The sequence below is a fragment of the Streptomyces sp. NPDC085937 genome (assembly GCF_044540535.1).
Lineage (GTDB): Bacteria > Actinomycetota > Actinomycetes > Streptomycetales > Streptomycetaceae > Streptomyces.
On the sequence record NZ_JBITSH010000027.1, the window covers coordinates 17,208 to 42,972 of the forward strand.

Annotated in this window: 24 protein-coding genes and 1 pseudogene; 9 read left to right on the forward strand and 16 right to left on the reverse strand. The window is 73.8% G+C overall.

Annotated elements, in window-relative coordinates:
- Positions 1-2: 2 nt before the first annotated feature.
- From ACIF8S_RS32995 to ACIF8S_RS33010, 4 genes are read left to right on the forward strand one after another with little or no spacing between them, the layout of a single operon-like run.
- Positions 3-1,088 (forward strand): ABC transporter permease, encoded by a 1,086-nt coding sequence (locus ACIF8S_RS32995; protein WP_400004181.1) that lies wholly within the window; start codon positions 3-5, stop codon positions 1,086-1,088.
- Complete coding sequence (locus tag ACIF8S_RS33000) at positions 1,085-2,008, forward strand: ABC transporter permease (protein WP_349794084.1); 924 nt, start codon at positions 1,085-1,087, stop codon at positions 2,006-2,008. Before ACIF8S_RS32995 ends, ACIF8S_RS33000 begins: the two co-directional genes overlap by 4 nt.
- Positions 2,005-3,015 carry an ABC transporter ATP-binding protein gene (locus ACIF8S_RS33005; protein WP_400004183.1) on the forward strand — a complete coding sequence of 337 codons (1,011 nt, stop codon included), beginning with the start codon at positions 2,005-2,007 and terminating at the stop codon, positions 3,013-3,015. Before ACIF8S_RS33000 ends, ACIF8S_RS33005 begins: the two co-directional genes overlap by 4 nt.
- Complete coding sequence (locus tag ACIF8S_RS33010) at positions 3,012-4,013, forward strand: ABC transporter ATP-binding protein (RefSeq protein ID WP_400004185.1); 1,002 nt, start codon at positions 3,012-3,014, stop codon at positions 4,011-4,013. Before ACIF8S_RS33005 ends, ACIF8S_RS33010 begins: the two co-directional genes overlap by 4 nt.
- Before the next feature lie 36 nt (positions 4,014-4,049).
- Here the strand turns inward: ACIF8S_RS33010 and ACIF8S_RS33015 are convergent, their stop codons facing one another.
- The 9 genes from ACIF8S_RS33015 to rimP form a co-directional block, all read right to left on the reverse strand.
- The gene (locus tag ACIF8S_RS33015; RefSeq protein WP_400004187.1) at positions 4,050-5,003 is read right to left on the reverse strand and encodes a bifunctional riboflavin kinase/FAD synthetase; all 954 of its coding nucleotides are present in this window, start codon (positions 5,001-5,003) and stop codon (positions 4,050-4,052) included.
- A 141-nt stretch (positions 5,004-5,144) separates the two neighbouring features.
- Positions 5,145-8,573 (reverse strand): trypsin-like peptidase domain-containing protein, encoded by a 3,429-nt coding sequence (locus ACIF8S_RS33020; RefSeq protein ID WP_400004188.1) that lies wholly within the window; start codon positions 8,571-8,573, stop codon positions 5,145-5,147.
- Between the two features lie 453 nt (positions 8,574-9,026).
- Positions 9,027-9,935 (reverse strand): tRNA pseudouridine(55) synthase TruB, encoded by a 909-nt coding sequence (truB, locus tag ACIF8S_RS33025; RefSeq protein ID WP_400004190.1) that lies wholly within the window; start codon positions 9,933-9,935, stop codon positions 9,027-9,029.
- On the reverse strand, positions 9,932-10,381 hold the full coding sequence (gene rbfA / locus ACIF8S_RS33030; RefSeq protein ID WP_349794096.1) for a 30S ribosome-binding factor RbfA: 450 nt from the start codon (positions 10,379-10,381) through the stop codon (positions 9,932-9,934). The genes truB and rbfA overlap by 4 nt, the downstream gene beginning before the upstream one ends.
- Before the next feature lie 33 nt (positions 10,382-10,414).
- On the reverse strand, positions 10,415-10,708 hold the full coding sequence (locus tag ACIF8S_RS33035; protein ID WP_024888503.1) for a DUF503 domain-containing protein: 294 nt from the start codon (positions 10,706-10,708) through the stop codon (positions 10,415-10,417).
- Between the two features lie 178 nt (positions 10,709-10,886).
- Positions 10,887-13,904, reverse strand: coding sequence for a translation initiation factor IF-2 (gene infB / locus ACIF8S_RS33040; RefSeq protein WP_400004192.1), 3,018 nt, complete (start codon positions 13,902-13,904; stop codon positions 10,887-10,889).
- A 184-nt stretch (positions 13,905-14,088) separates the two neighbouring features.
- A complete protein-coding gene (locus ACIF8S_RS33045) occupies positions 14,089-14,370 on the reverse strand; it encodes a YlxR family protein (RefSeq protein ID WP_400004194.1) in 282 nt (93 codons plus the stop codon).
- 101 nt (positions 14,371-14,471) lie between these two features.
- Positions 14,472-15,458 carry a transcription termination factor NusA gene (nusA, locus tag ACIF8S_RS33050; protein WP_400004196.1) on the reverse strand — a complete coding sequence of 329 codons (987 nt, stop codon included), beginning with the start codon at positions 15,456-15,458 and terminating at the stop codon, positions 14,472-14,474.
- A 2-nt stretch (positions 15,459-15,460) separates the two neighbouring features.
- Positions 15,461-15,979 carry a ribosome maturation factor RimP gene (rimP, locus tag ACIF8S_RS33055; RefSeq protein WP_400004198.1) on the reverse strand — a complete coding sequence of 173 codons (519 nt, stop codon included), beginning with the start codon at positions 15,977-15,979 and terminating at the stop codon, positions 15,461-15,463.
- Positions 15,980-16,185: 206 nt separating this feature from the next.
- Here rimP and ACIF8S_RS33060 point away from each other — a divergent pair, with 206 nt between their 5' ends.
- From ACIF8S_RS33060 to ACIF8S_RS33070, 3 genes are read left to right on the forward strand one after another with little or no spacing between them, the layout of a single operon-like run.
- Positions 16,186-16,740, forward strand: coding sequence for a hypothetical protein (locus ACIF8S_RS33060; protein WP_400004199.1), 555 nt, complete (start codon positions 16,186-16,188; stop codon positions 16,738-16,740).
- Positions 16,737-17,201: a ferritin-like domain-containing protein gene (locus ACIF8S_RS33065; protein ID WP_400004201.1), complete on the forward strand. Its 465-nt coding sequence runs from the start codon at positions 16,737-16,739 to the stop codon at positions 17,199-17,201. The genes ACIF8S_RS33060 and ACIF8S_RS33065 overlap by 4 nt, the downstream gene beginning before the upstream one ends.
- 50 nt (positions 17,202-17,251) lie before the next feature.
- Positions 17,252-18,157 carry an aminoglycoside phosphotransferase family protein gene (locus ACIF8S_RS33070; RefSeq protein WP_400004202.1) on the forward strand — a complete coding sequence of 302 codons (906 nt, stop codon included), beginning with the start codon at positions 17,252-17,254 and terminating at the stop codon, positions 18,155-18,157.
- 218 nt (positions 18,158-18,375) lie between these two features.
- Here the strand turns inward: ACIF8S_RS33070 and ACIF8S_RS33075 are convergent, their stop codons facing one another.
- The 3 genes from ACIF8S_RS33075 to ACIF8S_RS33085 are packed head-to-tail and all read right to left on the reverse strand — an operon-like array spanning position 18,376 to position 20,971.
- Positions 18,376-18,936, reverse strand: a complete 561-nt coding sequence (locus tag ACIF8S_RS33075; protein WP_400004204.1) for a hypothetical protein — start codon at positions 18,934-18,936, stop codon at positions 18,376-18,378.
- Positions 18,933-20,384: a BN159_2729 family protein gene (locus ACIF8S_RS33080; RefSeq protein ID WP_400004205.1), complete on the reverse strand. Its 1,452-nt coding sequence runs from the start codon at positions 20,382-20,384 to the stop codon at positions 18,933-18,935. The genes ACIF8S_RS33075 and ACIF8S_RS33080 overlap by 4 nt, the downstream gene beginning before the upstream one ends.
- Entirely contained in the window at positions 20,381-20,971 is a 591-nt protein-coding gene (locus tag ACIF8S_RS33085; protein ID WP_400004207.1) for an RNA polymerase sigma factor, read from the reverse strand. The genes ACIF8S_RS33080 and ACIF8S_RS33085 overlap by 4 nt, the downstream gene beginning before the upstream one ends.
- 458 nt (positions 20,972-21,429) lie before the next feature.
- Here ACIF8S_RS33085 and ACIF8S_RS33090 point away from each other — a divergent pair, with 458 nt between their 5' ends.
- Both ACIF8S_RS33090 and ACIF8S_RS33095 read left to right on the forward strand, forming a co-directional pair.
- Complete coding sequence (locus ACIF8S_RS33090) at positions 21,430-21,855, forward strand: helix-turn-helix domain-containing protein (protein ID WP_400004209.1); 426 nt, start codon at positions 21,430-21,432, stop codon at positions 21,853-21,855.
- A gap of 144 nt (positions 21,856-21,999) precedes the next feature.
- The gene (locus ACIF8S_RS33095; RefSeq protein ID WP_400004210.1) at positions 22,000-22,245 is read left to right on the forward strand and encodes a hypothetical protein; all 246 of its coding nucleotides are present in this window, start codon (positions 22,000-22,002) and stop codon (positions 22,243-22,245) included.
- A gap of 63 nt (positions 22,246-22,308) precedes the next feature.
- Here ACIF8S_RS33095 and ACIF8S_RS33100 read toward each other — a convergent pair whose 3' ends face one another.
- The 4 genes and pseudogenes from ACIF8S_RS33100 to ACIF8S_RS33115 all read right to left on the reverse strand — a co-directional run.
- Entirely contained in the window at positions 22,309-24,015 is a 1,707-nt protein-coding gene (locus ACIF8S_RS33100) for a proline--tRNA ligase (RefSeq protein ID WP_349794121.1), read from the reverse strand.
- Positions 24,016-24,088: 73 nt separating this feature from the next.
- On the reverse strand, positions 24,089-24,655 hold the full coding sequence (locus tag ACIF8S_RS33105; RefSeq protein WP_400004212.1) for a GNAT family N-acetyltransferase: 567 nt from the start codon (positions 24,653-24,655) through the stop codon (positions 24,089-24,091).
- 27 nt (positions 24,656-24,682) lie between these two features.
- A complete protein-coding gene (locus ACIF8S_RS33110; protein ID WP_349794125.1) occupies positions 24,683-25,531 on the reverse strand; it encodes a GNAT family N-acetyltransferase in 849 nt (282 codons plus the stop codon).
- Between the two features lie 100 nt (positions 25,532-25,631).
- Positions 25,632-25,765 (reverse strand): annotated as a pseudogene (locus tag ACIF8S_RS33115) (4-hydroxy-3-methylbut-2-en-1-yl diphosphate synthase); the annotation flags it as partial.

Here is a 25,765-nt window from a genome sequence, read left to right on the forward strand (position 1 = left end):
CCATGACCTCCGACGCACCCTCCGCATCCGTCGGCGGGACCACGGGAGCGGCCGCCGGTCCGGTGAAGGACGGGCCGGCCGCCTCCCGCGGGCCCCGCCGGGGCGGTCTCACCGGCGCCTATCCGCGGTACCTCGCGGGCAAGCTGGCCGGCGCGGCCGTGTCCCTGTTCGCCGTCCTCGTCACCAGCTTCTTCCTCTTCCGGCTGATCCCCGGCGACCCGGTGAAGTTCATGACCGGCGGCCGTCAGGTATCGGCCGAGCAACTGGCCGTCTACCGTAAGCAGTTCGGTCTGGATCTGCCGTTGTGGCAGCAGTTCACCGACTACTGCGGCAAGGCGCTCACCGGTGACCTGGGCACCTCGTACCAGTTCAACGCGCCCGTGCTGGACAAGATCACGGAGGCGCTGCCGAACACCCTGCTGCTCACCGGCACCGCCTTCGTGATCTACACGGTGCTCGGGATCGTCCTCGGTACCCGCTCGGCGTGGCGGCACGGGCGGCTCGGCGACCGGGTGAACACCGGCCTGGCGCTGACCCTGTACTCGCTGCCCTCGTTCTGGCTGGGGCTGCTGCTGATCATCACGCTGTCGGTGGGGATCGGCCCGGTCCCGGGCCTGTTCCCGACCGGGGGCATGGAGTCGGGCGGCGAGGAGGGCTTCGCGTACGTGCTGGACGTGGCGCACCACCTGGTGCTGCCGGTGCTGACGCTGGTGGCCGTGGAGTACGGGCAGACGCTGCTGGTGACGCGGTCGGCGCTGCTGGACGAGATGGGCAGCGACTACCTGACCACGGCACGGGCCAAGGGCCTGCGCGACGACCTGGTACGGCGGCGCCACGCGGTGCCCAACGCGCTGCTGCCGACCGTCACGCTGATCTTCATCAACCTCGGACGGACGGTGGCCGGCGTCATCCTGGTGGAGACGGTGTTCTCCTGGCCGGGGCTGGGCGGGCTGTTCTACCAGGCGCTCAGCGTGCCCGATCTGCCGTTGGTGCAGGGGCTGTTCTTCGTGTTCGCCGCCGCGGTGATCGTGATGAACACGCTGGCCGACCTGATCTATCCGCTGTTCGATCCCCGGGTGGGCCGATGACGACGGAGAAGACCCCGCGGGTGCGGGGCGCGGGGCCGCGGGCCATGGCGTGGCAGCGGCGCCGGGCCTCGGCCGCGCGGTTCTGGCGGCAGTACCGCACGCACCGGGCCGGGCTGTTCGGCCTGGGCGTCCTCACCCTGTTCGTGCTGCTGGCGCTGACCGCGCCGCTGCTGGTCGGTGCGGACGTCGCCGACGTGACCGACGCGCCGGGCGACCCGCTGGAGGACCCGAGCGCCGAACTGCCCTTCGGCGCGGACCGGTTCGGGCGGGACCTGTTCGGCCTGGTGATCTGGGGCGCCCGGGTGTCGCTGCTGGTGGGGCTGCTCGCGGCGGTGCTGTCGGTGCTGATCGGCACGGTGATCGGGGTGACGTCGGGGCACTTCGGGGGATGGTTCGCCACGGTGATCATGCGGATCACCGACTGGTTCCTCGTCATGCCGACCCTGGTGCTGGCGATCGCCCTGGCCACCGTGATGTCCCGTTCGCTGCTGACGATCGTCGTGGCGATCGGGGTGACGACCTGGCCGACGACGGCCCGCCTGGTGCGGGCGCAGACGCTGGCCGTGGAGACACGGCCGTACATCGAGCGGGCGCGGGCGCTCGGCGGCGGGCACTGGCACGTCATGAGCCGGCACGTGCTGCCCAACGTGATGCCGCTGGTGCTCGCGCAGACGACGCTGATCATCTCCTCGGCCATCCTGGCGGAGGCGACCCTGGCGTTCCTCGGGCTCGGCGATCCGACGGTGGTGTCGTGGGGCGGGCTGCTCCAGGACGCCCGGGAGGCGGGGGCGATCAGTGCCGGGCACTGGTGGTACCTGGTGCCGCCGGGCATCGCCATCGCCGTGGTGGCGCTGGCGTTCACGCTCTGCGGGCGGGCCGTGGAGTCCGTCCTCAACCCCAGGCTGGGGGTGTCCCGTTGAGTCTGCTGGACGTCAGGGGGCTGACGGTCACCTACCCGGGCGGCGCGGCCGCGGTGCGCGGGGTGGACCTGCGCCTGGAGGCGGGCCGCAAGCTGGGCATCGCCGGGGAGTCGGGCTGCGGCAAGTCCACCCTCGCGCTGGCGCTGCTGCGCCTGCTGCCCGCGGGGACCCGGGTCGGCGGCGAGATCCTGCTGGACGGCGAGGACGTACTGGCCATGAAGTGGGGCCGGGTACGGGCGGTCCGCTGGGCGGGGGCGTCCATCGTGTTCCAGGGCGCGATGCACAGCCTGAACCCGGTGCGCCGCATCGGCGACCAGATCGCCGAGCCGATCCTGCTGCACCGCAGGGCCACCGCGGCCGGGGCCCGGAAGCGGACCGGGGAGCTCCTGGAACACGTCGGCCTGCCGGCCGCCCGCGCGTCGGCGTACCCGCACGAACTGTCCGGCGGGCAGCGGCAGCGCGTGATGATCGCGATGGCGCTGGCCTGCGACCCGCAGCTGATCATCGCGGACGAGCCGACGACCGCGCTGGACGTCATGATCCAGGCGCAGATCCTGCGGCTGATCGAGCAGCTGGTCGCGGATCAGGACGTCGGCCTGATCATGATCAGCCACGATCTGGCGGTCCTCGCCGGCACCTGCGACCGGCTGGCGGTGATGTACGCGGGCCGGGTGATCGAGGAGGGCCCGGCGGGCCAGGTGTACGAGGCCGCCCGCCACCCTTACGCCCAGGCGCTGTCGGCGGCGTTCCCGCGCATCGGTGACCCGGCGTCGCGCTTCGCGCCACGCGGTCTGCCGGGCGACCCGCCGGACCCCACGGCACTGCCGTCCGGCTGCGCCTTCCACCCGCGGTGCCCGGTGGCGCTGGACTCCTGCGCGACCGAGGACCAGCCGCTGCGGGACGCGGGTGCGGGCCGTCGGGCCGCGTGCGTGCGGGTGACCGACCGGGACGACGGCACGGCCGGCGGCCCGGACCCCCTGGAGGAAGCGAGGCGCAGCACCCCATGACCGGCTCCCCCCTGCTCAGCACCCGGGACGTGCACATCACCTTCTCGGGCCGGCACGGTGCCCCGGACGCCCGCGCCGTGGACGGTGTCGACCTGGACATCCGTCCCGGTGAGATCGTCGCCCTGGTCGGCGAGTCCGGCTGCGGCAAGACCACGCTGGCCCGCGCCCTGCTGGGGCTGGTCGCGCCCACGGCGGGCCGGGTGACCTTCGACGGGCGGCCGCTGGAGTACTCCGGCCGCTCCCTCAAGGCGTACCGGCGGCGCGTCCAGCTGGTGCTGCAGGACCCGAGCGGTTCGCTCAACCCGCGCCACACCGTGTACGACGCGGTGGCCGAGGGCCTGCGCATCCACGGCCACCGGGGGGACGAGCGGGCCGTGGTCGCGGACGCGCTGTCCCGGGCCGGGCTGCGGCCCCCGGAGCGGTTCTTCCTGCGCTATCCGCACGAACTGTCCGGTGGTCAGCGGCAGCGGGTGGTGATCGCGGGCGCGTTGGTGCTGGAGCCTGAACTCCTCGTCGCCGACGAGCCGGTGGCCTCGCTGGACGCGTCGGTGCGCGGGGAGATCCTGGCGCTGCTGCTGCGGCTGCGCGACGAACTGGGCCTGTCCGCCCTGGTGGTCACGCACGACCTGGGGCTGGCCTGGAACATCGCCGACCGGGTGGCGGTGATGTACCTGGGGCGGATCGTGGAGACCGGCGCGGTGGAGCAGGTGCTCACGGCGCCACGGCACCCGTACACGCGGGCGCTGCTCTCGGTGCTTCCCGAAGCCTCCGGGGAGCCGGTGGTTCTCACCGGCGAGCCGCCGGACCCGGCCCGGATCCCCTCCGGCTGCCGCTTCCACGCGCGCTGCCAGATACTGGCGAGCGGCGAGGCCGAACGGGCGGGCGTGGCCCAGGCCTGCCGCACCACGGACCCAGGCGTCCTCGACGGCACCGACACCCCCCAGGTGGCCTGCCACTGGGCCCACGCGACGGAGGGCGAAGCAGCGCCGAAGGGCTGACCGGACCCGGCCCCCTCCCCGACGGGGCGGTGCGGGTTACGCCTTCTCGGCCTCGGCCACCAGGGTTTTGCAGCGTTCGACGTCGTTGGCCATCTGCTCGAGGAGCGCGTCGAGGGTGTCGAACTTCGCCTGGCCGCGTACGAAGGCGAGGAAGTCGACCGCGACGTGCAGGCCGTACAGGTCGAGGCCGACGCGGTCGATGGCGTACGCCTCGACGGTCCGCTCGGTGCCGTCGAACTGGGGGTTGGTGCCCACGGAGATCGCGGCCGGCATGGCCTCGCCCTGCGCGTGCAGCCAGCCGGCGTAGACCCCGTCGGCGGGGATCGCGGTGTGCGGGAGCGTCTCGACGTTGGCCGTGGGGAAGCCCAGGTCACGGCCGCGCTGGGCGCCCCGGACGACAACGCCCTCGACCCGGTGCGGGCGGCCCAGGATCTCGGCGGCGCCCTCGACCTGGCCCTCGGTGACCAGCCGGCGGGTGAGGGTGGAGGAGAACGGCTCGCCGCCGCCCGCCTCGCCGCTCACGTACAGGTCGACGACCTCGACCTCGAAGTCGTACACCTTGCCCTGCTCGGCGAGGAACTGCACGGTGCCCGCGGCCTTGTGGCCGAAACGGAAGTTGGGGCCCTCGACGACGGCCTTGGCGTGCAGCTTGTCGACCAGCACCTTGACCACGAAGTCGGCCGGGGACAGCTTCGAGAACTCGGTGGTGAAGGGCAGGACCAGGACCGCGTCCACGCCGAGGTCGGCCATCAGCTCCGCGCGCCGGTGGTGCGGGGCGAGCAGCGGGGGGTGGCTGCCGGGGCGGACGACCTCGCTGGGGTGCGGGTCGAAGGTGACGACGACCGCGGGGACGCCCAGGGCGCGGGCCCGCTCCACGGCGTGCCGGATGATCAGCTGGTGACCGCGGTGCACTCCGTCGTAGGAGCCGATGGTGACGACGCTGCGCCCCCAGTCCTGGGGGATGTCCTCCAAGCCACGCCAGCGCTGCACTGTGACTGCTCCTTGTCGAAACCTTGTCGGACGAACCCGAGTCCGTGGACTTCTCTGCGCAGCTCTAAGGGTGCCATGCCGGGTGCCGTCGGCTCGCATCGGCATGGGTGCTGTGTGACGACGCGCACGCGCCGGGTGGCGTCACACGGGCACGACCACGCCGGTGAGCTCGTCGATCACCTCCCGGGTGCCGGCCCCGACCAGCGGTCCCCACACGTGGGGGGCGTCCGTCAGCCAGCCGGCCACGGCCGCCGCGAGTCCCGGCACGTGCCGGGCCAGGCCGGCGAGGGCCAGGTCGAAGCGGGCGGCGCCCTCGGGTGTGCGGACCAGGAGCAGTGCCGTGCGGTGGACGAGCACCCGCAGCTCGGGGCCGGTGTTGCGGGCGGCGGCGCGCAGGACCGCCTCCAGGACACCGGGGTCGGTCTCCTGGGCGAGCAGCGTGTCGAGCAGGGCGCGGCGCAGCGGGCGGGAGGCGGAGGTGCCGGGCGCGGCGAGGACGTCGGCGAGGGCCGGCCGCAGGGGCAGGGGACCGTCGTCGAGCAGCTCGGTGAGCAGCAGGCGGAGCACCGCGCGGGCGGCGGGCCCGAGATCGAGGCGCCGGTCGGCGTACCGGGCCACGCAGCCGGTCAGCTCGGGCCGCCGTACGACCGCCTCCCGGACGACGGCCGCGACCGGCCGGGCCAGGGCGGGGGTGACGGCGTCGGCGAGGGCGCGGACGGTCTCGTCAGCGTCCGCCCCCTGCGCCAGCCTGGTGCGGAACGCGTCGAGCACGGGCTCCGGGTGGGTCGTCAGGGCGTCGGTGAGGGCGCTCGGCGGGAAGTGCGGGTCGCCGGCCGCGAAGCGGTCCAGGGCGCGCGCGAGGTGCCGGTCCCTGCTGTTGGGGTCGCGGACCAGGAGGGCCAGGGCACCGCCGTGCAGCGCGCGGTCGGCGGTGCGGACGAGGACCGCGAGGGCGGCGTACCGCAGCAGGGTGCGGTCGCCCAGGTCGCGCACGTGCGGTGCGACCCGCAGGCCGTGGGTGACGGCCGCGGCCCGGCGGGCGGGGCGCGGGTCCTCCGCCCAGCGGTCCACGGCCCGGCACATCGCGCCGGGCTCCTCCTCGGCCAGCACGGTGAGCAGTTCGTCGGCCCGCCGGTGCGTGCTGTCGACGAGCGCCTCGGTCAGCGCGTCCGGGGCGGCGTGGCGGTGGGTGTGCAGCAGCGCCTGCGCGGCGGTCGCCACGGTGGCGTGCGGGGTGGCGGGCAGCGGCCGCTCGTCGTCGAACCAGCGGACCAGGTACGGCAGTACGGTCGCGGGGTCGGCGGTGAGCAGCGCGGCGGCGGCGTCCAGGAAACGGGGGCCGCTCTCGCACGGGGGGCCGTCGGCCAGGACCAGGCGGCGCAGCAGGGCGCACCGCGTCTCCACGGGCAGCCGCAGCCCGGTCCAGAAGGCGGGCCCCAGTTCGTCCGGCACCGTCCGCCGCTGCTCCCGCCAGGCCACGACGCGGTCGGCGAGCAGTCGCAGTACGTCCGTGTACGGGCCGGCGTCGGGCACGCGGGCGAGGGTGCCGGTGAGCAGGCGGACCGCCCACCAGGAGCCGGGGTCGGCGTCCAGGGCGTGCGTCAGGTCCGCCAGCCGGGAGGCGAGTCTGGCGGTGCCGTGCCGGCGGGCGAGGGACAGCAGGGCCTGGACGACGGGACCGATGCGGTGGCGGGGCACGGGGCCGGTGCCGGTGGCGGGGGCGTGGACGAGGGTGTGCAGGGCGCCGTCCAGGTCGAGGTGGCCGCCTTGGAGCCAGTCGGCGAGCTCCTGATGGGCGAACCGGTAGCCGTCCCCGGCGGGGACGAGGAGCCCCTCGCCGAGAACGGCCTCGGCCCATCCGCCCGGCTCGTCGTGCCGGTGCGGGCCGGTGGGCGGTCCAGCGGCGTCCCCGGCGTCCGGGAACAGTTCCGCGAACGTCTCCCGGTCCAGCGTGCCGTCCTCCGCGCCGAGGCAGTGGCGGGCCGCCTCGTGCGCCTTTCCGGCGGCCCGGGCGGCCAGGCGGCGCACCGCGGTGCCCCGGGCACCGGTGCCGCCGGCGAGGCGCCGGGCGATGCGCAGGCAGGTCAGGTCCAGGTGCGCGGTGAGGACGCCGTCGCGGTCGACGGGCCCTTCGGGAGCCGCTCCAGCGAGGTCGGACCGTACCTCGGCGAGCATGCGCAGGGTCAGCGGGTGGGCCGCGTCGGCGTCGGTCAGGGCACCCTCCGGGATGCCGAGCCGGGCGCGCGCCTCGCGCGCCTCGTCGGCCGTGAGGTCGCCGAGGTCCACGCACGGCGGGAGTCCGTCGGGACCCGCTCCGCCCTGGTGTGGCGGGACGGCCGGCAGGCCCGCCTCCTCCGCGTACTCGGCGCCGCAGGACACCAGCAGGCGGGCGCCCGTCTCCGCCAGCCAGCGCACGGTGCCCTCGGTCCACGCGGCGCGCCGCCGGAACAGTCCGGACGGCATGTGCTCGGGGTCGTCGAGGAGCAGCAGCAGGGGGCGCCCGGCGCTGTGCGCGAGCCGGGCGAGGCGCTCCGGCGCGAGGTCGCCGACGTCCTGCGGGGGGAACGGCATCCGGGCGACGGCCTCGGCGGCGGCCCGCTCCAGGGCGCGCCGGGCGGCGACGGCGACCGAGGTGTCGTCCGCGCGCAGGTCGGCTCCGCGCAGCCAGAGCGTCGGCAGCCCTTCGCGGTGGCGCCGGCCGGCGAGGGCGGCGAGTTCGGTGCTGCGGCCGCTGCCGGGCGGCCCGACGAGACCCAGGACGGCGGCCGTGCCCCGCTCAAGGGCGTGCAACCGCGCGCGTACGGCGTGCCGTTCGACCAAATCGACGGGCGTGGACGGCGCGTGGAGTGCCACCGAGGCGGCGGTCAGCCCGACCAGTCCGGCGAGGTTGAGGTCGGTGCCGTAGGCGGGGACGGTGGCCGCGTTCTCCACGAGCAGCGCGGCGAGGGCGGGGGCCGTCGGGCGCAGGGGGACGGCGAAGCCGACGTCGGAGGCGGTGGTGCGCAGCGCGGTGCCGAGGACGCCGACGACGGTGCCGGTGGCGGGGTCGAGCACCGGGCCGCCCGCGGCTCCCCCGCCGAGCCGCAGCGCGTCCCGTCCGGCGGTGCCGACCGCCAGCTCCAGGGCGCCGTGCACACGGTGGGTGCGGTCGGTGGCGGTGTACGTCACCGAGGCCGTGCCCAGCACCCGTGCCTCGCGCCAGCCGCCTGCGGGGATCCGTACGTAGGCGCCGGTGCGGACGGTGCCCCGGGAGGTGACCGGCAGGGGGGCGATGCCGAGGTTCCCGCCGCGCACCAGGGCCAGACCGAGGTCGGGCAGCGGCGTCACGGCGTCGGCGGTCACGATGCTGTGGCGGCCGTCCGCGCCGTGCAGCACGATCCGGGGCAGGCCGTCGACGGTCTCGTGGCTGGTGATCACCGTGCCGTGGCGGTCGGCCACGAAGCCGGTGCCGCGCGGGCGGCCGGCCAGGTCGTGGAGCGCGACAAGGCCGGGGTCCGCGTCCCGGACCCGCGCGAGGGCATGCCCGCCCTGGAGTGCCGGCTCCCCTCGGAAGCGGTCGAGCGACGGCATCCTGGAGCCTCCTGCCGTGCCGTACCTGGTGCCTTGTCCGCGACATTAGGCGCCAGATGATCAGCGGCACAGATCGGTCGGCGAACGCGCCCCCTTGCGCTCCCCCGCTTCACTCCGAGCGCCCGCACGTGCGGGTGAACGGAGGGGGGCCGGTGGATAGACCCTAGGGGTGGGGGAACCGAGGGGGACCGTGGAGCGGCGGCATGTCCATCCCCGTGACGCCGCTCCACGGGCGGGATCCGGCGCGCCTCCGAGAGCACGGGGTCGGGTCCTCGGCCCCTCGCGGCTGCGGCGGCCCTGTGGCGCGCCTCAGGGCAGGAGTCGCCCCCGGCGCCCCTTCCCGTCCCGACCCCGGGGCTGCGCCCCCAGACCCCCCTTGCCGGCCCTGGCGGGCCTCGTCCTCAGACGCCGGACGGGCGGGCTGGAATCAGCGGCGGAGCCCCGGGGAGGGGCTCACGTTGCGAAGATCGCCAGGCTCTTCGCCTTGCCCCGGTGTTCCTCCACCAGCGCCAGCAACCGCTCCCCCGGCCCGAAGACCGCCACCGTGCCCCGTCCCGCGTACTCCTCCGGCATCTCCAGGCGGACGCCGTTCGTCAGCAGCTTCGCCCGGCGCTCGTCCACGTCCCAGCGTGGGAACGCGGCCGCGGCGGCCTCGGCGATCGGCATGACCGTCAGCTTCTCCTGGAGCTCGTCCAGCGTCTTCGCCGTGTCCAGCCGGTACGGGCCGACGCGGGTCCGGCGCAGCGCGGTCAGGTGGCCGCCCACGCCCAGGCCGGCGCCCAGGTCACGGGCGAGGGCGCGGATGTAGGTGCCGGAGGAGCAGACGACGGAGACCACGAGGTCCAGCACCGGGGTGCCGTCCGCGGCGACGGCTTCGCGCACGTCGTACACGGAGAAGGACGACACGGTGACCGGCCGGGCGGGGATGTCGAACTCCTCGCCCTCCCGGGCGCGCTTGTAGGAGCGCACCCCGTCGATCTTGATGGCGCTGACCTTGGACGGCACCTGCATGATGTCGCCGGTCAGCTCGGTGATCCCGGCGTCGACGGCCTCGCGGGTGACCCCGGAGGCGTCGGTGGAGGCGGTGATCTCACCCTCGGCGTCGTCGGTGACCGTGGTCTGGCCGAGCCGGATCGTGCCGAGGTACTCCTTCTCCGTCAGCGCCAGGTGGCCGAGGAGCTTGGTCGCCCGCTCGACGCCGAGGACGAGGACGCCCGTCGCCATCGGGTCGAGGGTGCCGGCGTGGCCGACCCGCCGGGTGCGGGCGATGCCGCGCATCTTGGCGACCACGTCGTGCGAAGTGAAGCCCGACGGCTTGTCCACGATGACAAGGCCGTCGGGCGTGGTGGGCTTCTGGGTCATTCGGCGGTGTCGTCCGTCTCGTCGTCTTCCGGCTTGCGGTACGGGTCGGCCCCGCCGGCGTACGCGGCGCCCGCGGACGCCTCGCGCACCGCGGCGTCGGACTGGCGCGCCTTGTCGAGGAGGTCCTCGATGGTGCGGGCCGTGTCCGGCAGGGCGTCCATGACGAAGGTGAGGGTCGGCGTGAACTTCACGCCCGCCGCCCGGCCCACCTCGGAGCGCAGGACGCCCTTGGCGCTCTCCAGGCCGGCAGCGGCCGCCTGCCGCTCCTCGTCGTCCCCGTACACCGTGTAGAAGACGGTCGCCTCCCTGAGGTCACCGGTGACCCGGGTGTCCGTGATGGTGACGTGCGAGCCGAGCCGCGGGTCCTTGATCCCGCGCTGCAGCTTCTGGGCCACCACCTCTCGGATGAGGTCCGCCAGCCTCTTGGCGCGCGCGTTGTCGGCCACTGGTCCGTCTCCTTAAGTGCTTAACGTCTTGCTTCAGTCTTCGTCGCTGTGGAGCCTGCGTCGAACCGAGAGCAGTTCCACCTCGGGCCGCCCGGCGACCAGCCGCTCGCAGCGGTCGAGGACGTCGGTGAGGTGGTCCCATTCCCCGGAGACCACCGCCAGGCCGATCTCGGCCCTGCGGTGCAGGTTCTGGTTCCCGGTCTCCGCCACGCTGACCGCGTACTTCCGCTGCAGTTCGGCGACGATCGGACGGACGACGGAGCGCTTCTCCTTGAGCGAGTGGACGTCGCCGAGGAGCAGGTCGAAGGACAGAGTCCCCACATACATGTGTGCATCCGGATGTCCCGCCGGCTCGGGATAGGCATCTCCCCGGTCCGGGCGGAGCCGCCCCGTGGGGAAGGGTGCCGCAGCCGCGGCACCGATACGGGAACCGTACACGCAACGGCCGGGGCCGATCGACGGAAATTCGCTTCCGCCGACCGGCCCCGATCGCGTGCTGCTGCGGTCAGACGCGCGGCTTCTCGCGCATCTCGTACGTCGCGATGACGTCGTCGACCTTGATGTCGTTGAAGTTTCCGAGGTTGATACCGCCCTCGAAGCCTTCGCGGATCTCGGTGACGTCGTCCTTGAAGCGACGCAGACCCTCGATGTTGAGGTTCTCCGCGATGACCTTGCCGTCTCGGACGAGACGCGCCTTGGTGTTCCGCTTGACCTCGCCGGAGCGGATGAGAACACCCGCGATGTTGCCCAGCTTGGACGACTTGAAGACCTCGCGGATCTCCGCCGTACCGAGCTCGACCTCCTCGTACTCCGGCTTGAGCATGCCCTTGAGGGCCGCCTCGATCTCCTCGATCGCCTGGTAGATGACCGAGTAGTAGCGGACGTCCACACCCTCGCGCTCGGCCATCTGCTGCGCACGCCCGGCGGCGCGCACGTTGAAGCCGATCACGATGGCGTCGGAACCCATCGCCAGGTCGATGTCGGACTCCGTGACCGCACCGACACCGCGGTGCAGGACGCGGATGTCGACCTCTTCGCCGACGTCCAGCTGGAGCAGCGAGGACTCGAGGGCCTCGACCGAACCGGAGGCGTCACCCTTGATGATCAGGTTCAGCTGCTGGACCTCGCCGGCCTTGAGCACCTTGTCCAGGTCCTCCAGCGACACGCGGCGCGTGCGCTTGGCGAACGCGGCGTTGCGCTCACGGGCGGCGCGCTTCTCGGCGATCTGACGGGCCGTACGGTCCTCGTCCACGACGATGAAGTTGTCGCCCGCACCCGGGACGTTGGTCAGGCCCAGGACCTGGACCGGCGTCGAGGGACCGGCCTCGGCGACGTTGTTGCCGTTGTCGTCGAGCATGGCGCGCACGCGGCCGTAGGCGTCGCCCACCACCATCGTGTCGCCGACCCGCAGGGTGCCTCGCTGGACGAGGACGGTCGCCACGGCACCGCGGCCGCGGTCGAGCCGGGACTCGATCGAGATGCCCTGCGCGTCCTGCGTGGGGTTGGCACGCAGGTCGAGCGAGGCGTCCGCGGTGAGGATGACGGCCTCGAGGAGGCTGTCGATGTGCAGACCCTGCTTGGCGGAGATGTCGACGAACATGGTGTCGCCGCCGTACTCCTCGGCCACCAGGCCGTACTCGGTCAGCTGACCGCGCACCTTGGTCGGGTCCGCGCCCTCGACGTCGATCTTGTTGACCGCGACGACGATCGGGACCTCGGCCGCCTTGGCGTGGTTGAGCGCCTCGACCGTCTGCGGCATGACGCCGTCGTTGGCCGCGACGACCAGGATCGCGATGTCGGTCGACTTGGCACCGCGGGCACGCATGGCGGTGAACGCCTCGTGACCCGGGGTGTCGATGAAGGTGATCTTGCGATCCTCTTCGTTGACCTCGGTCGTGACCTGGTAGGCACCGATGTGCTGGGTGATGCCGCCGGCCTCGCCCGCGATGACGTTCGTCTTGCGGATGGCGTCGAGGAGGCGGGTCTTGCCGTGGTCGACGTGACCCATGACGGTGACGACCGGCGGACGGACCACCAGGTCCTCCTCGTCGCCCTCGTCCTCGCCGAACTCCAGGTCGAAGGACTCGAGCAGCTCGCGGTCCTCCTCCTCCGGGCTGACGACCTGAACCGTGTAGTTCATCTCGTCCGCGAGGAGCTGGAGCGTCTCGTCGGAGACGGACTGGGTCGCGGTGACCATCTCGCCGAGGTTCATCATGACCGCGACGAGCGACGCCGGGTTGGCGTTGATCTTCTCCGCGAAGTCGGTGAGCGACGCACCGCGCGACAGGCGAATGGTCTCGCCGTTGCCGCGAGGCAGCATCACGCCGCCGACCGACGGGGCCTGCATGGCCTCGTACTCCTGGCGCCTCTGCCGCTTCGACTTGCGACCGCGACGTGCGGGACCGCCGGGACGGCCGAAGGCGCCCTGCGTGCCGCCGCGGCCACCGGGACCGCCGGGACGGCCACCGAAGCCGGGACGGCCGGCGAAGCCGCCGCCGCCACCGGGACGGCCGGCACCGCCGCCGCCACCACCGGGACGACCGGCGAAGCCGCCGCCGCCACCACCCGGACGGCCGGCGAAGCCGCCGCCGCCACCGGGACGACCGCCGCCGCCACCGCCGGGACGACCCGCACCGCCCGGACCGCGGCCGGGGCCACCGCCGGGACGCGGGCCGGCAGCGGGACGCTGCGGCATCATGCCGGGGTTGGGACGCGGGCCGCCGGGGCCGCCGCCGGGACGGGGACCGCCCTGCGGACGCGGCATCGAGCCCGGAGTGGGACGCGAGCCGCCCGGAGCCTGCGGACGAGGACCGCCGCCCTGGCCGGGAGCCTGGGGACGGGGACCGGCGCCGGGGGCACCGGGACCGCCGGGACGCTGGCCCTGCGGGCGCGGGGCCTGCGGACGGGCCATGCCGGTGGAGCCACCGGACGTGAACGGGTTGTTGCCGGGACGCGGACCGGCCGGGCGGGCGCCCGGGCGCGGAGCGCCGCCACCGGGACGCTGACCCTGGCCTGCCGGACGGCCCTGGCCACCCTGCCCCTGACCGGGACCGGCGGGACGACCGCCGGGCTTGGGCGCACCGGGACGGGCGCCGCCGGGCTTCGGGCCGGACGGAGCCTGGGCCGCGGCGGGCGGGGCCTGGAACTCCGGAGTGGCCGGGGCCGGACGCGGCGCGGGGCGCGGGCCCGGCGTCGGACGCTGACCCGCGGGGGCCGGCGCGGGCGCCGACGGAGCCGCCGGCGGCTGGGCCGCGGCGGGCTTGGGTGCGGCCGGGCGGGCCGCCTGCGCCGGAGAGGGCGCCGCGGGCCTGGGGGCAGCCTTCTTGGGCGCACCGGGCTTCGCGGCGGACTTGCCGTTGCCCCCGCCCTGCTGGAAGGCGTCAGTCAGCTTGCGTACTACGGGCGCTTCGATCGTCGAAGACGCCGAACGGACGAACTCACCGAGTTCCTGGAGCTTGGCCATGACGACCTTGCTCTCTACACCGAACTCCTTGGCGAGTTCGTAGACCCGGACCTTAGCCACTTCGCTCCTTTGAGGTCCGGGTTGCGTCCGGACCGTCGCTAGTTCATGGGCGTACTCATCGCGTACTCATCGAGTGCTCATCGCAATCTCGACCTGCTTTCGACTCGCGAGGTACCAGGCCGTACGGGGGTTTCCGTACGGCAAGTTCTTACGTGTTGCCTGTCAGTCGGCACGGAGCCACTGCTCAGCAACCTTGTGCCTGCCCGACGTAGTGGCGCAACGCCTTTACGTCGAGCGGTCCCGGGACGCGGAACGCCCGCGGGAACGCCCTGCGGCGCACCGCCTGGTCGAGACAGACCGGTACGGGGTGTACGTACGCACCCCGGCCGGGCAGCGTACCGCGTGGATCCGGGACGCACGCGTCCTCGATCACCACGATCCGCAGCAGCTCGCCCTTGACCGCTCGCTCGCGGCACCCCACGCAAGTGCGCTCGGGGCACACGCCAGCCCGTGTCCGGCCAGACACTCCTCAGTCTACCTCCCCGGACCGACCTCACCCCTCCGGGGTAAGAATCGAACACCGCAACGAGCAAAGCTGTCGTGATCTCAGCCAACCGCGGCCTGGATCTATTCCCCGGTCTGTTCCGTGTCCGGCCGGATGTCGATCCTCCAGCCGGTCAGCCGGGCGGCCAGACGGGCGTTCTGCCCCTCCTTGCCGATGGCCAGCGACAGCTGGTAGTCCGGCACGGTGACCCGGGCGGACCGGGCGGCGAGGTCGACGACCTCCACCTTGGAAACCCGGGCCGGCGACAGGGCGTTCGCCACCATCTCGGCCGGGTCGTCGGACCAGTCGACGATGTCGATCTTCTCACCGTTGAGCTCGCCCATGACGTTGCGCACCCGGCCGCCCATGGGGCCGATGCAGGCGCCCTTGGCGTTCAGGCCCGAGCGGGTGGAGCGAACGGCGATCTTGGTGCGGTGTCCGGCCTCGCGGGCGATCGCGGCGATCTCCACCGAACCGTCGGCGATCTCCGGCACCTCGAGGGCGAACAGCTTCTTCACCAGGTGGGGGTGCGTACGCGAAAGGGTGACGGACGGACCGCGGACACCCTTGGCCACCCGGACGACGTACGACCGCAGACGCAGGCCGTGCGTGTAGCTCTCGCCGGGGACCTGCTCCTGCACGGGCAGGATCGCCTCCAGCTTGCCGATGTCGACCAGCACGTTCTTCGGGTCGCGGCCCTGCTGCACCACTCCGGTGACGATGTCGCCCTCACGCCCGGCGTACTCGCCGAGCGTCGCGTCGTCCTCGGCGTCGCGCAGGCGCTGCAGGATGACCTGCTTGGCCGTGGTCGCGGCGATGCGGCCGAAATCGGACGGGGTGTCGTCGAACTCGCGGGGCTCCTGGCCCTCCTCGAGGTCGTCGGGGTCCTCCTTCGCCCACACGGTCACATGTCCGGTCTCCCGGTTGAGCTCCACGCGCGCGTGCCGGCGGCTTCCCTCGGTGCGGTGGTAGGCGATGAGGAGGGCCGACTCGATCGCCTCGACCAGCAGGTCGAAGGAGATCTCCTTCTCCCGTACCAAGCCCCGCAGGGCGCTCATGTCGATGTCCACGGCTACGCCTCCTCTTCCTTCTTGTCGTTCTTGTCGGACGCGTCGTCCTTGCGGTTGAACTCGACCTGGACGCGCGCCCGGGTGATGTCGCCGAAGGCGAGCCGGCGCGCGGTGGGCTTGCGGCCCTTGACCCCGGGGACCTCGAGGTCGAGGCCCTCCTCGTCGGCCGCGAGGATCCTGGCGACCAGTTCGCCGCCCTCGGCGAGCTGGAACCGCACCAGGCGGCCGGTGGCGCGCACGTAGTGGCGGTGCTCGGTCAGCGGGCGCTCCGCGCCGGGGGTGCCGACCTCGAGGGTGTACTCCGCGTCGCCCATCGCGTCGCTCTCGTCGAGCTTCGCCGAGAGCGCGCGGCTCACATCGGCGATCCGGTCGAGGTCGGCGCCGGTGTCGGAGTCGACGACTACGCGCAGCACCCGCTTGCGGCCGACCGCGTCCACGGCGATCTCTTCGAGATCGAGGCCCTGGGAGCTGACGAGCGGTTCCAGAAGTTCTCGAAGCCTCTCGCTCTGGGTGGTGCTCATCCGGGTGACTCCTCGGCCGCGTGTGCTGTTGTGGGTCGGTGCGCGTGTCTGCACAAAGGGTATCCGGTCGCAGGGGGTGTTGCCGTCCACCCGGTCGACGAGGTGCCGCTGGGCGCCGCCGGGCGGGCTCCCGGGTACGGTGATCGCGGGCCCCGCCCGATCTTCCGTCCAGCCCCGTTCGTCACGAGCCCCCGAGGACGCCTGCCGTGTCGTTCCCCCTGTCTCCGCGCGCCCGTTCGGGGCCGCGCAGAAGGAGTCTGCTCGCCGCCGCCCCGGCGGCCCTGCTGGTGGCGGGCTGTTCCGCCGGGTCCGACGGCCCCGGCACCGCCGCCCCGCGCCCCTCGGCCGAGGACCGGGCACGCGCGCGTGCCGCCCGGGACAGCCGGGCGCTGGCCGAGCGGTACGACGCGGTCCTCGCCGCGCATCCGGGGCTCGCGGCCCAACTGCGTCCGCTGCGGGCGGACGTGGTGCGGCACGCGGAGGCGTTCGAGGCGCGCGCGACCCGCTCGCCCTCGCCGTCGGCCTCCCCCGGCCCGTCGGTCTCGGCGTCCGCGGTGACGGCGCCGTCGTCCTCGCCCTCGGCCGCGGTGCCCGTGAAGGAGAAGGACGCCGTCGCCCAACTGGTCGCCGAGGAGCGGCGGATCGCCGACCGGCGGGCGGAGGAGCTGCTGACCGCGCCGGCCGAGCTGGCCCGGCTGCTGGCCTCGGTGTCCGCGGCCGGCGCGGCCCACGTGTATCTGCTGACGGAGGCCGGACGGTGAGCGAGGCACGGGACGAGGAACTGCGGGCGTTGCAGGCGGCGCTGGCCGCCGAGCACGCGGCGGTGTACGGCTACGGGGTGGTCGGCGGGCGGATCGGCGAGAAGCGGCGCACCGAGGCACGCACCGCGTACGACGCGCACCGGGCGCGCAGGGACACGCTGGCGCGCGAGGTCAGGGACACCGGCGGCGCTCCCGTCGCCGCCGCGGCGGCCTACGCGCTGCCGTTCCCGGTGCCGAACGCGGCCGCCGCGGCGCGGCTGGCGGCCGAGCTGGAGAACCGGGTGGCCGGCGTCTACGCGGACGTGGTGCGCGCGACCACCGGCGAACGCCGCAGGTCGGCGGCCGAGGCGATGCGCGAGGCGGCGGTGCGGTCGGTCCGCTGGAGCGGTGAGAGCGTAGCCTTCCCTGGGCTCGCCGAGCGGGGCGGTACGGCGTCGGGGGACCCGGCGCCGACGCCGTGACATGACGGGGGCGGCCGGCACCGCGTACAGCAGGAAGGAACGACTCGCGCATGGTTTTCGCACCGCCGAAGCGTCTGGTGAGAGCGATCGGTGAGACGGCGCCCGAGGGCGACGACTGGCTGGAGAAGCTGCCCGACCTGGCACGCGGGGCCGTGGAGCGGCGCGAGTTGACGGTGGAGCGGGTGCAGTTGCCGGGCGGGCGCAGCAGTCTGGTGGTGCTCGTGCGCATGCCCGACGGCACGCCCTCGGTGCTGAAGCTGGCGCCGCGCCGGGCGCGTCCGGAGAGCGAGCGGGCCGCGCTGGCCCACTGGGGCGGCCTGGGCGCGGTCCAGCTGCTGGAGCCCCCGGCCGCCGGCACGGAGGGCGAGCTGCTGCTGGAGCGGCTGCACCCGGAGGTCTCGGTGCGCACGCTCCCTGAGGCGAAGGCGCTGCTGGAGGCGGCGGGGACCCTGCGCAGGCTGTGGGTCGACCCGCCGGAGGACCACGGTTTCGAGACGGTGGCCGAGCGCACCGGGCGGCAGGCACGGGCGATGCGGGCGACCGCGGACTCCGCCCCGGAGGTGGCCCCGCTGGTGGACGCGGCGCTCACGGCGCGCGAGGAGCTGCTGGCCGCACCGCCCGAACACCGGCTGCTGCACGGCACCTTCCGGCAGAGCAAGGTGCTCTCGGGGGACCGGATGCCGTGGCTCGCGGTGGGCCCCGACCCGGTGGTCGGGGAGCACGCCTTCGATCTGGCACGGCTGGTGCGCGACCGCGTGGAGGACCTGATCGCGCAGCCGTCGGGCGCGACGACGACGCGCCGGCGGGTACGGCGGCTCGCGGAGTCGCTGGAGGTCGACCGGGAGCGGCTGCGCGGCTGGACGCTGTTCCGCGCGGTGGAGTCGGGCGTACGGGCCCGGCGGGTGGGGCGCGAGCGGGACGCGGAGCTGCTGCTGGAGTTCGCGACCTGGCTGTAGGGCGCGTCCGCCCTTCTGCCAGGCACGAGGGTCCCGCGGGCTATGCAGGTTGCGCCACCCCTGTTTCCGGTCACCGGCCCGGCGCTTCTCCCATCGGGGGTTGCGTCCGCTGGCAGGGGCGCGCCCCCCTGCACGGGCAGGGGGGCGCTCGGGGTCCGGTCGGCGTAGCCTCCCGAGCTTGCTGACCGGAGTCTCTCGGGGCCGTCACCGGGCCGTGGTCAGGGACCGCCCGGCGGCGCCGGCGGTGATCCCCCTGCCCTCCCGGCGAGTCCGGCCTGCACGACCCCCTCCATCGCCAGCAGCCGGACGTGACGGCGGATCAGCGCACCCTGGTCGTGGAGGTCGGGCACGGGGTGCGCGGCGGCGGACTCCGCGCGGAAGGGGACGTGGGCGAAGAGGGCGAGGTCGCCGGGCGGTATGCGCCAGGACAGGTGCCAGCCGCCGGCCACCAGGCAGAGACGGTGGGCTCCCTCCTGGTCCGGTCCGGTGAGCGGGGTGAGGACGGCGCTGGCCGGGTGCAGGGCGGCGAGCCAGGCCAGCAGGTGGGCCCGTTCCCGCTCGGCGTCGCCGAGCCGGCGTTCGTAGGCGTCGGCGTACTGCTGCCAGCGCGCCAGCCGCAGCCGGCTCACCGCCAGTTCGTGTTCCAGCCGCAGCCGGTCGACGGGTTCGGGCGGCCGGCCGGCCGGTCCGGAGCGGCGGGGCCGGACCAGCCGGCGCAGCAGGCCCTCCCGGTCGCGCCCGGACGTGTGGGTGCCGGTCTGCGGTTCCATCGCGGTCATCGGTCCCCTTCGTCCGGGGCCGGCTCGGGCACGGACTCGGACACGGGGGTGAGCGGGCCCGCGTACTCGGCCACATGGGCGAGGGAGCAGCGCTCGGGGCGGCCGTCGAGGGACATCAGGGGCATCCCGTCGAAGGTGCGGTGACCCTGGAAGTACCAGGTCTCGCCGTGCACGTCGCGGTACGGCAGTGCCAGGTCGTACGCCGTGCCGCCGAGCAGGAAGGGCCGCATCACCCCGGCCGGCCGGGGTGATGCGGGGTCGTCGGGGCGTTCCTGTCCCTCCGGTCCCGCCCAGGGGCCGAGGTCCGGCCGGGTCAGGGCGCCGGTGTCGTCGGACTCGTCGTGGCCGGTTCCGGCCAGGTGCGCCAGCGGCAGGACACCGGATGCGGCCAGTTCCGTCCACAGGCCGGGTCCGGTCCCGCCCCGGTCCGGCCGGCCCCCGGCACTGGTTCCGTCCGGGTCGGTCTCGTCGGCGGGTGCGGTTCCGTCCGGGTGTTCCTGGTCCCTTGACTCCGGGTCGTCCGCGTCCGGGTGCTCCCGCTCCCGGAACTCCGGGTCGTGCGGATCGCCCTGTCCGCCCGGCCCGGTTCCGCTGTCGTCAGGGTCCTCGCTCCCGCCGAAGTCGCCCTGCGGGGCGGGATGCTCGCGCCCACCGAGGTCCTCCCGCCCGGCGGGGTGTTCGTGTCCGCCGAAGTCCTCCCGGCCAGTGGGGTGTTCGTGGTCGCCGAACGCTCCCGGGCCGGCCGCCTGTTCGTGTCCGCCGAACCCGGCCCGCCCGCTGCCGCGATCGTGGACATCGAGGCGTCCCAGCCCCGCGAAGGGGTGCTCGTACCCTCCGAAGCTTCCCGGCGCACCGGGGTCCGGCCGTCCCGGGTCCCCCGCCCCCACGGGGTGCGCGCCTCCCGGGGTCCCCTCCGCCCCGGGAGCCGCTCCCCGGGCGTCCGCCGGCTCGGACCCCGCGGCCGGGCAGGCGGGCTGGACGGCGGCGGTGACGCGTACGCCGTCCCGGCTGCCCTCACCGGCCAGGATGTGCGGCGCCGTGCACTCCGCGGACGCGGTGATGCCGAAGTACGCGCACCACCCGGGCCAGCGCGTGAACGGGGGCTCGAGACCCAGCAGCACGTGCACCGTGTCCCCGTCCGCCCACACGGTCCGCACGTCCGGGTGGCCGCCCACCTCCCGCTCGATGGTCCGGGCCACGGCCCCGGCGCGTTCCCGGGCGGCGTCCCAGGCGAGCGCCTGCTGTTCCAGCTCGGTCGGCGCGCGCGAGGCGGACGGGTGGCCGCCGTCCCCGGTGCCGTGCGGGGCCAGGGCGCCGGGGTGGGGCGCGGGGACGTACGGGACGGCGTACACCTCGGCCGGCGGGGTGGCGGTGAGGAAGAAGTCGTGACGGGGCACCGCCACGGTGACACGGACGACGGGGACGGCGTCCGACGGGTACTCGTTCACGCGGGCACCGCCCCCGCCGCCCAGCGCAGCCTGCACATGGCGCGGTGCGTCAGCGCCTTGACCGCGCCGACGGTGCGCCCCATGGTGTGCGCCGTCTGCTCGATCGACAGCCCGCCGATGAACCGCAGTTCCACACAGGCCCGTTGGGACGGGCCGAGGGTGCTCAGCGCGCGGTGCACCGTCTCCCGGGCGTCGACGGCGTCCAGGTCGCGCAGGACGAGGGACTCGGTTCCGGGTCCGGGCTGGCGCGGGTCGCCGAAGTCGGCGACCAGGGTCTCGCGCCGGTGGCGGCTGCGGCCCAGCTCGTCGAGGTGGATGTTCCGGGCGATCGTGGTGAGCCAGGCGGCCGGATCCGTGCCCCGCCAGGCGAAGCCGGAGATGTTCCGCAGCGCGCGGGCGAAGACCTCCTGGGTCAGGTCCTCGGCCAGGTGCCGGTCGCGGGTGCGGGCCAGCAGATAGCCGAACACCAGGCCGTGGTACTCGCGGTAGAGAAAGGCGAACGCCTCCCGGTCCCCGGTGCGGGCCCGGGTGAGCCACGCCGGCTCCGAGGCGTTCGGGGTGGTTCTCGCGGTGGACGGTAAGGACACGTTCGTACTCCTTGGAGGGGTGGGTGAGGAGGCCGGCCCGGCTGACCGGCCGGTGCTGCCGCCGGACGGGGCCCACGACGGAGCGACGTCTGCGATCTTCATGTAGATGTAGATTTTGCGTGGACGGCCGACAGGGGCCGGTGGCCAGGGATGTGCGCACGCCGGAGCGGGTGGGGCCGGCGCAGCCGACCGCCTTCGCCAGGGATTCCGGGCCCCGAAAGCGTCTACAGTCTTCATGTAGATGAAGATCGGGTCAAGGCGGACAAGGCATATTCCGGCCGAAGAGTGAAGGGGAAGCACGGACAGCGTGAAGAAGCAGGGAAGGCGCAAAGAGGCGGAGTTGGGGGCGGGGCAGGGTAGCGCGCATGCACCCGTACGCTCCGGCGCACACCCCTTGATCCGGCCCTGATCTGCAATCTACTTGCGCTTGTAGATGGCCATGTCCGATCCTCTGACGTGTGACGAGCCGACAGACACCGCCTTCTCCGCCCCGGACCGCCGACAGCGGCCCGCAGCCCCCGGGTGAGGATCTGGCGGCGCTTCTCGAGCGCCTCCTCGCACTGCCCCAGAGCGGTACCCAGAAGGACCTCGCCACGGAGGCCGGCATCTCCTACCCGACGCTCAACGCCTGGATGAACCGCACCCGGGGCACGTCCCGGATCGCCCCCGAGAAGCTGCGGGCGATGGTCGAGGTGTTCCGCCGGTGGGGCGTACGGACGACGCCCAAGGAGTTCTTCGAGGCGGTCGGGCGTCCCGTCCCGGGGCCCAGCCGCGACGAACGCGAGGCCAGGCTGCTGACGCTGTACCGGCAGCTGCCGGAGGCCAGGCAGCGCGCGCTGATCAAGGACGCGGAGGCGATGCTCCAGGTCAGCCGGATCACCTGATCCCTCCCCGGCCGGCCGGATCGTCCCGTCGGCCCACGAATACCCCGAAAGCCCCACAGGTGCCCATCGGCATCGCTACGATCGGAAGCCGCTGGCCTCCCGAAGCGGAACACCGTGCCCTTGTGCATCCCTGGGGAGGCAGTCATGTGCATTCGCGTTCACACGGCGGACGATCTGCCGGACATCGTGGTCTGGGATCCGGACGAGGTGAGCGTGCTGGTGGCACGCGGCGCCCACCTGTTCGACGTGGTCCGGGAGCTGCGGGCGCTTCTGACCGTCGACCTGGGCGCGCCGGAGGGGCCCGGCACCGTCCTCCTGTGCTTCTGCGGCGAGCGGCTGGACCTGCCCGCCGGTCTGCTCGGCCGCGCGCTCGCGGCGGAGGCCTGCTGACAGTACGGGGCCGCCCGGCCGCGAACGGTTTCCGTTCGCGGCCGGGCGGCCCCGGGACTGCCGTTACCGGCGGCCGGTGAGCCGGGCGACCGCCTCGTCGACGGTCAGCTCCTCGCGCTCGCCGGTCCGGCGGTCCTTCAGCTCCACGACGCCGTCGGCGGCGCGGCGGCCGGCCACCAGGATCTGCGGCACACCGATCAGCTCGGAGTCCGTGAACTTCACGCCCGGGGAGACACCGGCCCGGTCGTCGACCAGGACGCGGACGCCCGCGGCGGACAGCTTCTCGGAGACGTCGAGGGCCAGCTCGGTCTGGAGCGCCTTGCCGGCGGCGACCACGTGCACGTCGGCCGGAGCCACCTCGGCGGGCCAGCACAGACCCTTGTCGTCGGCGGTCTGCTCGGCGAGGGCCGCCACCGCGCGGGAGACGCCGACGCCGTAGGAGCCCATGGTGACGCGGACCGGCTTGCCGTTCTGGCCGAGGACGTCGAGCTTGAGGGCGTCGGCGTACTTGCGGCCCAGCTGGAAGATGTGGCCGATCTCGATGGCGCGGTCGAGCTTGAGGCCGGTGCCGCAGCGGGGGCAGGGGTCGCCCTCCTCCACGACCACGACGTCCACGTACGCGTCGACCTCGAAGTCACGGCCGGCGACGACGTTCTTCGCGTGGGTGTCGGCCTTGTTGGCGCCGGTGATCCAGGCGGTGCCGGGCGCGACGCGCGGGTCGGCGATGTACGTCACCTTGTCCAGGCCCTGCGGGCCGACGTAGCCGCGCACCAGGTCGGGGCGGGCGATGAAGTCGGCCTCGGTGACCATCTCGACCGCGGCCGGGGCGAAGTGCGCCTCGACCTTGTCCATGTCGACCTCGCGGTCACCGGGCACGCCCACGGCGACGATCTCGCCGTCCACCTTGACCAGCAGGTTCTTCAGCGTGGCCGAGGCCGGGACGCCGAGCTGGGCGGCGAGCGTCTCGATGGTGGGGGTGTCGGGGGTGGGGATCTCCTCGGCGGCCGGGACGGCGGAGCCGTCCACGGGCTTCAGCTCGTACGCGACGGCCTCGGTGTTGGCGGCGAAGTCGCAGTTGGGGCAGTCGGCGAAGGTGTCCTCGCCGGCCTCGGCGGGCGCGAGGAACTCCTCGGACTTCGAGCCGCCCATGGCGCCGGCGGTGGCCGCGCAGATGCGGTAGTCGAGGCCCAGACGCTCGAAGATCTTCTGGTAGGCGGCGCGGTGCAGGGCGTACGACCGGGCCAGGCCCTCGTCCTCCAGGTCGAAGGAGTAGGAGTCCTTCATCAGGAACTCGCGGCCGCGCAGGATGCCGGCGCGGGGGCGGGCCTCGTCCCGGAACTTGGTCTGGATCTGGTAGAGGATCACCGGCAGGTCCTTGTAGGAGGACGCCTGGTCCTTCACCATCAGCGTGAAGATCTCCTCGTGGGTGGGTCCGAGGAGGTAGTCGCCGCCCTTGCGGTCCTGGAGGCGGAAGAGCTCGGCACCGTACTCGTCCCAGCGGCCGGTGGCCTCGTAGGGCTCGCGCGGCAGCAGGGCGGGGAGCAGCACCTCCTGGGCGCCGATGGCGTCCATCTCCTCGCGGACGATCCGCTCCACGTTGGCGAGCACCTTCTTGCCGAGGGGCAGCCACGTCCAGATGCCGGCGGCGGTGCGGCGCACGTAGCCCGCGCGGACCAGCAGCTTGTGGCTGAGGACCTCGGCGTCCGCCGGGTCGTCGCGCAGCGTCTTCGCCATCAACTGGGACATGCGCTGGACCGGTGCGTTCGCCATGGTTCTCGTACTCCTGCTGCGTCTAGGTGATGAAGGCGAGGTTAGCCGGGTGGCACGGGGCGGCGGAAATCGGTTATCGGCGGCGGAGTGGCAGAGGGGCGCCCATCACGGCGTACGGCGTGGACGCGCTCGGGAAGTGGACCTGGCGGGCGAGGTCCTGGTAGCCCAGCGAGCGGTACAGGCGGCGGGCGGGGCTCTCGATGTCGAGGGCGGAGAGGATCGACCGGGGCTGGGTCGCGCCGTCGGTGATGGTGGTGATCAGGGCGCGGCCGATGCCGTGCTTCTGGTGGCGCGGGTGGACGTGCAGCTCGGTGATGACGAAGGAGTCGTCGAGCCAGTCCTCGTGGCCCTGGGCGCGCAGGTACGGCTCGACGACGGTGGACCACCAGTGCGTGCGGTCGTTCGGCATGCCGTAGACGAAGCCGGCCAGCCGGCCCCTGACGGTCGCGCCGAAGGCCCGGGCCCCGGGGAACGTCATGTGGCGCAGCACGATCTGCCGGCGGACGGCGACCTCGTCGGGGCCGAGTCCGAAGGCCACCGCCTGCACCGCCAGCGCCTCATCGACGTTGCCGGGCAGGTCGAGGGGGCCGATCACGATGTCGTCGGGCTCGGGGCGGCCGTGACCGGGAAAGCGCAGCATGCCGGCGAGACTACAGGGACGGGCCGGTCAGAACAGCACGCTCATGAAGGCACCGACCTCACGGAAGCCCACCCTGTCGTACGTCCGGCGGGCGGCGGTGTTGAAGTCGTTGACGTAGAGGCTGACCAGGGGGGCGACGTCGGCGAGGGCGTAGCGCAGGACGGCGGCCATGCCGGGGGCGGCGACGCCCCGGCCGCGGTGCTCGGGAGCCACCCAGACGCCCTGGATCTGGCAGGCACGGTCGGTGGCGGCGCCGATCTCGGCCTTGAAGACGACGTTGCCGTCGGCGTCGAAGCGGGCGAAGGAGCGGCCCGAGCCGACCAGTTCGGCGACCCGGGCCTGGTAGAGCAGTCCGCCGTCACCGGCCAGCGGGGAGATGCCGACCTCCTCGGTGAACATCGCCACGCACGCCGGCATGATCGTCTCCAGTTCGTCCTTGCGGACGCGGCGGACGTACGGGTCGGGGGCTATCGCCTCGGGCATGCGGTCGGTGACCAGCAGCGGCTGGTGGGCGCGGACCTCGCGGGCCGGGCCCCACTGGGGTTCGAGCAGCCGCCAGAGTTCCGCGGTGGCCTCGGCCGGGCCGACGATGGAGGAGCAGCGGCGGCCGGCGCGACGGGCACGGTCGGCGAAGGCCCGGACGGCACGGGGGGTGGCGCAGATGGGGACGAGGTTGGCACCGGCGTAGCACAGGGAGGTCAGGATGCCGTCCTCGTACCAGCCCCACATCTCGCCGCCGAGCCGCCACGGGTCGAGGCCCGCGATCCGCACGCGGGCGGTCACGAAGGCGTTCGCCACCGGGTCGCGGTCGAGTACGGCGAGTGCGGCGTCCAGGTCGCTCGGCTCGAGGACCCGGGAAGTGGTCTGCGTCAACACGTGCGGGGCCTCACACAAAGGGGTCTGCCTGATTTCCGCACTGTACCCGCGGATGCCGGGGGCCGCCGCCCCCGGATCCCGCGGTCCTGGACGGGTGGCGTCAGCCGGCCACCGCGATCTGCGGTTCGCCGGAGGCCACACCGTCCTTCTCCATCTGCTCGGCGATCTTCATCGCCTCCTCGATCAGCGTCTCCACGATCTTCGACTCCGGCACGGTCTTGATGACCTCGCCCT

What these genes read in the sequence shown, in the direction of transcription:
- ACIF8S_RS33070 (WP_400004202.1), top strand. Translation starts at nt 17,252, where the DNA reads ATGGTTTTCGCACCGCCGAAGCGTCTGGTGAGAGCGATCGGTGAGACG.
- ACIF8S_RS33020 (WP_400004188.1), bottom strand. Translation starts at nt 8,573, where the DNA reads ATGCCGTCGCTCGACCGCTTCCGAGGGGAGCCGGCACTCCAGGGCGGG.
- ACIF8S_RS33010 (WP_400004185.1), top strand. Translation starts at nt 3,012, where the DNA reads ATGACCGGCTCCCCCCTGCTCAGCACCCGGGACGTGCACATCACCTTC.
- truB (WP_400004190.1), bottom strand. Translation starts at nt 9,935, where the DNA reads ATGACCCAGAAGCCCACCACGCCCGACGGCCTTGTCATCGTGGACAAG.
- ACIF8S_RS33100 (WP_349794121.1), bottom strand. Translation starts at nt 24,015, where the DNA reads ATGGCGAACGCACCGGTCCAGCGCATGTCCCAGTTGATGGCGAAGACG.
- rimP (WP_400004198.1), bottom strand. Translation starts at nt 15,979, where the DNA reads ATGAGCACCACCCAGAGCGAGAGGCTTCGAGAACTTCTGGAACCGCTC.
- ACIF8S_RS33105 (WP_400004212.1), bottom strand. Translation starts at nt 24,655, where the DNA reads ATGCTGCGCTTTCCCGGTCACGGCCGCCCCGAGCCCGACGACATCGTG.
- ACIF8S_RS33095 (WP_400004210.1), top strand. Translation starts at nt 22,000, where the DNA reads ATGTGCATTCGCGTTCACACGGCGGACGATCTGCCGGACATCGTGGTC.
- ACIF8S_RS33000 (WP_349794084.1), top strand. Translation starts at nt 1,085, where the DNA reads ATGACGACGGAGAAGACCCCGCGGGTGCGGGGCGCGGGGCCGCGGGCC.
- ACIF8S_RS33035 (WP_024888503.1), bottom strand. Translation starts at nt 10,708, where the DNA reads ATGTATGTGGGGACTCTGTCCTTCGACCTGCTCCTCGGCGACGTCCAC.
- ACIF8S_RS33075 (WP_400004204.1), bottom strand. Translation starts at nt 18,936, where the DNA reads ATGACCGCGATGGAACCGCAGACCGGCACCCACACGTCCGGGCGCGAC.
- ACIF8S_RS32995 (WP_400004181.1), top strand. Translation starts at nt 3, where the DNA reads ATGACCTCCGACGCACCCTCCGCATCCGTCGGCGGGACCACGGGAGCG.